This window comes from Bacteroides sp. 1_1_14 (genome assembly GCF_000162515.1).
GTDB lineage: Bacteria > Bacteroidota > Bacteroidia > Bacteroidales > Bacteroidaceae > Bacteroides > Bacteroides thetaiotaomicron.
Genome location: NZ_GG774714.1, coordinates 75,662 through 82,788, shown reverse-complemented (window position 1 = coordinate 82,788; position 7,127 = coordinate 75,662). Strand labels below are relative to the sequence as shown.

The 7,127-nt window shown below is 40.8% G+C and carries 6 protein-coding genes; all 6 read left to right on the top strand.

Annotated elements, in window-relative coordinates; all coding sequences use genetic code 11:
- Window positions 1–1,007, top strand: a 1,007-nt coding sequence (locus HMPREF9007_RS01450) for a cell division FtsA domain-containing protein (RefSeq protein WP_008763707.1), incomplete at its 5' end; no start/stop codon positions are given.
- Between the two features lie 17 nt (window positions 1,008–1,024).
- Window positions 1,025–2,332, top strand: coding sequence for a cell division protein FtsZ (gene ftsZ / locus HMPREF9007_RS01455; protein WP_008763706.1), 1,308 nt, complete (start codon window positions 1,025–1,027; stop codon window positions 2,330–2,332).
- A gap of 55 nt (window positions 2,333–2,387) precedes the next feature.
- Window positions 2,388–2,837 carry a GatB/YqeY domain-containing protein gene (locus HMPREF9007_RS01460; RefSeq protein ID WP_008763705.1) on the top strand — a complete coding sequence of 150 codons (450 nt, stop codon included), beginning with the start codon at window positions 2,388–2,390 and terminating at the stop codon, window positions 2,835–2,837.
- A gap of 636 nt (window positions 2,838–3,473) precedes the next feature.
- Window positions 3,474–5,165 (top strand): tetratricopeptide repeat protein, encoded by a 1,692-nt coding sequence (locus HMPREF9007_RS01465; RefSeq protein WP_032850797.1) that lies wholly within the window; start codon window positions 3,474–3,476, stop codon window positions 5,163–5,165.
- Between the two features lie 158 nt (window positions 5,166–5,323).
- The gene (locus tag HMPREF9007_RS01470) at window positions 5,324–5,698 is read left to right on the top strand and encodes a DUF3244 domain-containing protein (protein ID WP_008763703.1); all 375 of its coding nucleotides are present in this window, start codon (window positions 5,324–5,326) and stop codon (window positions 5,696–5,698) included.
- Window positions 5,699–5,770: 72 nt separating this feature from the next.
- Window positions 5,771–7,123: a hypothetical protein gene (locus HMPREF9007_RS01475; RefSeq protein WP_032850791.1), complete on the top strand. Its 1,353-nt coding sequence runs from the start codon at window positions 5,771–5,773 to the stop codon at window positions 7,121–7,123.
- Window positions 7,124–7,127: the final 4 nt, after the last annotated feature.

The following is a 7,127-nucleotide window of genomic DNA, read 5'->3' as shown; positions in this document are numbered from 1 at the left end:
GCCACATCGAAGGACGTTTCCTCAATATCGTCGCCCGCTCTTCCGTACGGAAGAATCTGGAACACTGCTTCCAGCAGGCAAAGATCGATATTGCCGACCAACTGATCGCGCCACTGGTAACAGCCAATGCCGTGCTGACTGAGAGCGAACGCCGTTCGGGCTGCGCACTCATCGACTTCGGAGCTGATACCACCACTATTTCGGTTTATAAAAACAACATTCTCCGCTTCCTGACAGTGCTGCCGCTGGGAGGAAACAGCATCACCCGCGACATCACCACCCTGCAAATGGAGGAAGAAGAAGCGGAACGTCTGAAGAAAACTTACGGAGACGCCCTATACGAAGAAGACGAAAGCGAAGAGCCCGCCACCTGCAAGCTCGAAGATGAAAGCCGCACAGTCGAACTGAGCAAGCTCAACAACATCATCGAGGCACGTGCCGAGGAAATCATCGCTAACGTATGGAACCAGATTCAAATCTCCGGCTACGAAGACAAACTGCTGGCCGGCATCATCCTCACAGGTGGAGCCGCCAACCTGAAGAATCTGGAAGAAATGCTTCGCAGACGCTCGAAGATAGAAAAGATGAGAATGGCGAAACTGCCACGCAACACCGTTCACGCTCCCAGCAATATACTGAAGAAGGACGGTTCGCAGAACACCCTGTTCGGACTTCTGTTCGAAGGCAATCAGAACTGCTGCCTGATAGAAACCGCTCCCCAGATACCGGTCACTCCCGCCACTCCCCGACCGGAGCCGGAAATTCACAAGACCGTAGACATGTTTGAGGACGATCAGGAACTGAAAGAGCAAGCCCGACTGGCACGCCTCAAGAAAGAAGAGGAAGAGAAAGAAGCACGGGCAGCCGCCAAGGAAGCTGAAAGACTCCGCAAGCAGAAGGAGAAAGAAGAGAAAGAAAGACGCAAGAGAGAAGCCGGTCCCAGCTGGATTCAACGCAAGATCGACTCCCTGACCAAGGAAATCTTCTCTGACGACGATATGAAATAAATTCAAAATTCAATAATATGGACGAGATAGTACAATTCGATTTCCCGACCGACTCACCGAAAATCATCAAAGTAATTGGTGTAGGTGGCGGTGGCGGTAACGCTGTGAACCACATGTACCGGGAAGGCATACATGACGTAACGTTCGTTCTCTGCAACACGGACAACCAGGCATTGGCCGAGTCACCCGTTCCGGTGAAACTGCAACTGGGCCGTAGCATCACACAAGGACTTGGAGCCGGCAACCGTCCCGAACGGGCACGCGACGCCGCCGAAGAAAGTATTGACGATATCAAAGAACAGCTGAACGACGGCACCAAGATGGTATTCATCACTGCCGGAATGGGAGGAGGAACCGGAACCGGAGCCGCCCCTGTCATCGCCCGCATTGCGAAGGAGATGGATATTCTGACAGTAGGTATTGTCACCATTCCATTTATTTTCGAAGGAGAAAAGAAAATCATTCAGGCACTGGACGGCGTCGAACGTATCGCCCAGCACGTAGATGCCCTGCTGGTCATCAACAACGAGCGCCTGCGCGAAATATATGCCGACCTTACCTTCATGAATGCTTTCGGCAAGGCCGATGATACGCTTTCCATCGCTGCAAAGAGTATCGCCGAGATAATCACCATGCGTGGTACGGTGAATCTGGACTTTGCCGATGTGAAGACCATCCTGAAAGACGGTGGTGTAGCCATCATGAGTACCGGATTCGGAGAAGGCGAGAACCGTGTCACCAAAGCTATCGACGATGCCCTCCACTCTCCGTTGCTGAACAACAACGACATCTTCAACGCAAAAAAGGTAATGTTGAACGTATCCTTCTGTCCCACGTCCGAACTGATGATGGAAGAAATGAACGAGATACACGAGTTCATGAGCAAGTTCCGCGAAGGTGTGGAAGTAATCTGGGGAGTCGCCGTAGACAACTCTCTGGACACCAAAGTAAAGATCACCGTACTCGCCACCGGATTTGGTGTGGAAGACGTGCCCGGTATGGACACACTGCACGAAGCCCGCAGCCAGGAGGAGGAAGAACGCCAGTTGCAGCTTGAAGAAGAGAAGGAGAAGAATAAAGAGCGTATCCGCAAGGCATACGGTGAAAGTGCCGGCATCGGAAAGAAAAGCCTGCGCAGCCGTCGCCATATCTATATCTTCAATACCGAAGATTTGGACAACGACGACATCATCGCCATGATAGAGGAATCTCCTACTTACACGCGCGATAAAACGAAGCTGTTGAAAATCAAGACGAAAGCGGCTCTTGAAGAGGAAGTTGCCATGGAAGAGGCTACGGACAATGACGGAGTAATCACTTTCTAGATGGTTCTTCCCCTTGCTATTACAAATTGTAAATAATTAAAATATAAATATCATCATGGATTTATTTGACAAAGTCAGCGAAGACATTAAAAACGCAATGAAGGCAAAGGATAAAGTTGCCTTGGAGACTTTAAGAAACATAAAGAAATTCTTCATCGAAGCTAAAACAGCTCCGGGAGCCAACGATACACTGACAGACGAAGCAGCCTTGAAAATCATTCAGAAACTGGTGAAACAAGGTAAGGACTCTGCCGAAATCTATATCGGACAGGGACGTCAGGATCTGGCTGACGGAGAACTGGCACAAGTTGCCGTAATGGAAGCTTATTTGCCCAAACAAATGACTGCTGAAGAACTGGAAGCTGCATTGAAGGAAATCATTGCCGAAACAGGTGCTACCAGCGGAAAAGATATGGGTAAGGTGATGGGAGTTGCCTCCAAGAAGTTGGCAGGACTGGCAGAAGGCCGTGCTATTTCTGCAAAAGTAAAAGAGTTGTTGGGATAACTCTCCACACCTCCTCCCCAGAAATAAAAAAAACTTTTTGGTCTCACGGTCTCATTCCATTAAGATAAGCCGTAGATAATCAGCAATATAAAGAGTGAGAGATCCTTTTCAAACAGGTGTCTCTCACTCTTTTCTTCATTCAAACAGCTATTTTTCACGTATCTCTCATCCACTTCAAGGGTATCTCTCATTGTTTTTAAGGCTTCATATGTTATGCTGCTACCTATATCCTTCTCTTTTGATACCTACATCTGCATGTTTTCTTACCGATATCTTCATCGTTCCACCCGGGTAGGACGAACTGTCTACTACTGTGACACGATCAGTTCACCTAAGTGCGATGATCATATCACCCGGGTAGAACGATGAAGATATCGGTGAGATAATATGATAATACCAATTGAAAGACAGGAGAATATAGGATCATTTGCATCTAAAAGAGCGGTAAACAATAACTTCTTGATTTATGAAATTACCTATTTGACATCAAGTTACAAGAATAAAAACATAATAAATGGCATTATATAAATTAAATTCTTACTTTTGTAACAATAGGAAGATAACATTCCTGCTTTGACGACAGGCAAAACATTCTTTTTGAATAGTATCTATAACGAACTAAATTACGACAAACAGATGAAAAGCAGTACATTGATAACTATTCTATCTACATTCTTATTAGTAGGGTGCAGCAAACAACAATCCACTTTGGACAAAAAACTGGACGAGGCTGAAAACATCATAGAAGTAAATCCTGATAGCGCATCAAGCATACTGGAAAACATAGCATCTCCGGAACAACTGGATGATAAAACCTTTGCACGCTGGTGCATACTATCGGGCAAAGTCACTGACGAAATCTTTAATACCCTATTGCCATCTTATCAATTCGAGCGAGCTAACACTTGGTATTCATCCTACGGTAAATCCAATGAACAAGTACAAATCTTAATTTATTTAGGACGTTCCTATGCAAATGACGGGGATTATGACAAAGCAATGTCTATATATACTAAAGCGTTAGAGATTGGAGAAAAGAACAAACTCTATAATTTAGTTGGGTATACATATAGCTATATGGGAGATTTATATACAGCAAAGGCCATGCGGACAGAAGCTATCAAAAAATACGAAATGGCTGCCAACAATTTCAAAAAAGAAAATAACACTGATAGCTACGTTTGTGCTCTAAGAGATATGGGCCGTGAATACGCATGCACTGATTCGATATCCCGTGGCCTTGAAATACTGATTATGGCAGATTCTATAGCCGAGACTTCAGAGGATAAAGATGTAAAAGCTTCAATCGAAAACACTCTGGGCAACATATATGTAATGCAAAACAATTATGATAAAGCCCAAAAGTGCTTTTATAAAGCATTGGAAGGAAGAAACAAAATGCCAAATTATATAGCACTAATTGACTTATATATCACTTCCGACTCTTTAAAGCAAGCCAAAGAACTTCTGCAAAGAGTTCCACAAGATAATCCGGACTATACATATAGCATCAAAAATTTATATTATCAAATCTATAAGTCAGAAGGAAATTATAAAGAAGCACTTACAAATCTGGAAGAATACACAGAAATAGTAGATTCATTAATTTATGCAGACAGTCAGTCCAAAATACTGGATATAGAAACCAAGTATAACAACCTGAAAATAGAGAAAGAAGTCATTGACCTAAAAAACAAAGAACAAAGTTATATCATCGTTTTAATTATCTGCATTTCAGCTCTACTATTTATGATAATGGGATATCTGCTATTTCGAAAGAGAGCGAATGAAAAAATACAAAATCAACAAGCTGAATTGAGTAACATAAAAACAGATTTATATAATCTTAAACTCGAACTGGAAAAGAAAAGAATTATATTAAACAACCTCAAAGAAAAAGATGAAAATTATGATCGACTACAAGAAGACATCGTTCGTTTATCGGCTAATTATAGAAAACTACAGAATAAACTACTAGTAGATTCGCCTCTATACAAAGAACTAACAAAATTAGGCAATCAAAACATACCGGGAAATGATGAATCGCTCATAACGGAAGAACAATGGAAAGCCATTACAAATGAAATAACAACCATATATCCTGAACTTTATAATTATATATATAGCTTAGGTCCGAATTTACCAGAAGAAGATTTTCAATATTGTTGTTTGTACCTTTTTGGATTCGATACCAATACAGAAGCGATACTATTAAATATTGCTCCCAATTCCGTAAGTAAAAAGCGTTCCAGACTTAAACAGAAACTAAATATCACATTCCCGGCTAATTCTTCATTATACGAATATTTGATTAAGAATATGCATTAATATCCATATTTTATAGAGATATTACCAATGTCATATTCACAGTCCAGCCTAAATCCATAAGTGACTGATTATCAGATACCGTCTGTCCATCTCAAAACTAATATCTCCCATACTTGGTCTCTTGTATTTTAATAACTTTGCAGAAAACATTTAAAGATATGAGAAAGCTAAGTATTACCTTATTATTAATTGTCCTTTCATTTATGACAATGGAGGCCAATTGTTTATCAAGCCACAGAGGCAAGTATATACAACTAAAAATATGGGATCACCTTAAGAAAGATATTGTTTTTATACCCATAGAAGCAGTTCTCGAAGGTAATAACATCGAAGTACAGTTCTTTGGAAAATCGAATGAGCCAACCACTTTCCAAGTTAAAGACAAGAATGGAAACATTGTATTCCAAGATATGGTGATTCCTGATAAGCAAGAAATCTATAAAATAGATTTAGATGGTTTCAAAGCCGGACAATATGAACTGCTTTATATAGAAAAAGATGTGACTTTCATTGGAGAGTTTGAGATCGAGTAGACATCAACACATATAAAGACGATTCATTTGTCCTGTCATAACGCCAATATTAATCCTATAAAAATAATATTTATGAAAAACATTTCTAAATTTTTAGTAGCATTGTGTTGCAGTGCGCTATTTTTATTCTCATGTGAGAATGAAATTGAAAGCGAGATTCAATCTTCGGCAGAAGAATTAGTTACATCCGCAGAGACAAAGGCACTGTCAGTCGATAGCCTTGAACCACTTAAAATGACAGACGAGTTAAAAGCATTAAAAGAAAGAATGGATGAACTAAAGAAAACAAAGACTAGAGCGGCTTCCAGTAATTACGACCAATATTTTTCTGAGAACATGTGGGCTATTCGGGAATTGCCTTTTACGCTAAAAATTAACAACAATAGAGGTTATCTCTCAGGAGAAGGTAGTAGAGGAGGAGGAAAGATCGTCTACACAGATCTCCCACGTGGTCAACAGCCCGGTCCATCACAGAAATTTTATGTAAAAATTCCCTCATCAATAGTCGGAATACCTTATTTAATTTATTCAAAAGCAACAGATACCCCTTTAGCTGTAGGGCACTATACAAGCAATCCAAACCAAAAAGTAGTATTAATCATGACTACTAACTCTCCAAATGAACCTTCTGCTTCTTGGGATATTATACCCGCAAGCAATAATCCGGGAGGGTACGTTATTCAAAGTGAATCGTATATCGGACAAGGAAGCGATGGCTGGTGGGATGTTTTCAACTATGTTGTTGAAGTACAAGGAAGCAATGTAGGTTACAGCCAATATTCACAAAAGGCAGAACAAGAGTTCACCATCACTCCCGATGCTCCATTCACTCTAAAAAAACTTGAATTTATTAATCCATATTCAGCTACCGTAGTTCAAAGAGAAAATATTTCTATCCAACAAGCAACCACAAATGTTTCATTTCAAGAAAAGCGGGATAATCTGAAGTTCATTAAAGAAATGAAAGACAATTCTTATTTTGAAGAAGAGAAAGGTATTGCATTTCAAGTCCCGGCATCGGACCTAGAATTTGCACTCCCCACCGTAACATTAGGAGAAATAGATCTTGTACCTAATAATAAGGTTCCTGTTGATACGAAATATGAGCCCGGCATCCGCAGAACAGTACTGAGAACACTATATAAGGAAATTCCTGTAGCAGTTAAACCGCGTACAAAGCTCACACTGACATATTATTTTAAAGCTTATGATGTATCAGTAGATTATGTCGCTACTATCGAATATTTTAATGAAAAAGATAAAGAGATTAGAGAAGCTAAACTACCCGGACGTTGGAGCGGAAGAATATATGTTGATGAAATAGCCGAACCGGATTATGAAGAAGTAAACTTAGATACTCAACGAAGTGCAAAAGGAAAAGCTAACATCAAAAACGTTACTCAATCATCACCACTCACTTTTTAAATTA

Bases quoted from the DNA above. Each gene is read 5' to 3' on its own strand.
- HMPREF9007_RS01465 (WP_032850797.1), top strand. From the start codon at position 3,474: ATGAAAAGCAGTACATTGATAACTATTCTATCTACATTCTTATTAGTA.
- ftsZ (WP_008763706.1), top strand. From the start codon at position 1,025: ATGGACGAGATAGTACAATTCGATTTCCCGACCGACTCACCGAAAATC.
- HMPREF9007_RS01460 (WP_008763705.1), top strand. From the start codon at position 2,388: ATGGATTTATTTGACAAAGTCAGCGAAGACATTAAAAACGCAATGAAG.
- HMPREF9007_RS01475 (WP_032850791.1), top strand. From the start codon at position 5,771: ATGAAAAACATTTCTAAATTTTTAGTAGCATTGTGTTGCAGTGCGCTA.
- HMPREF9007_RS01470 (WP_008763703.1), top strand. From the start codon at position 5,324: ATGAGAAAGCTAAGTATTACCTTATTATTAATTGTCCTTTCATTTATG.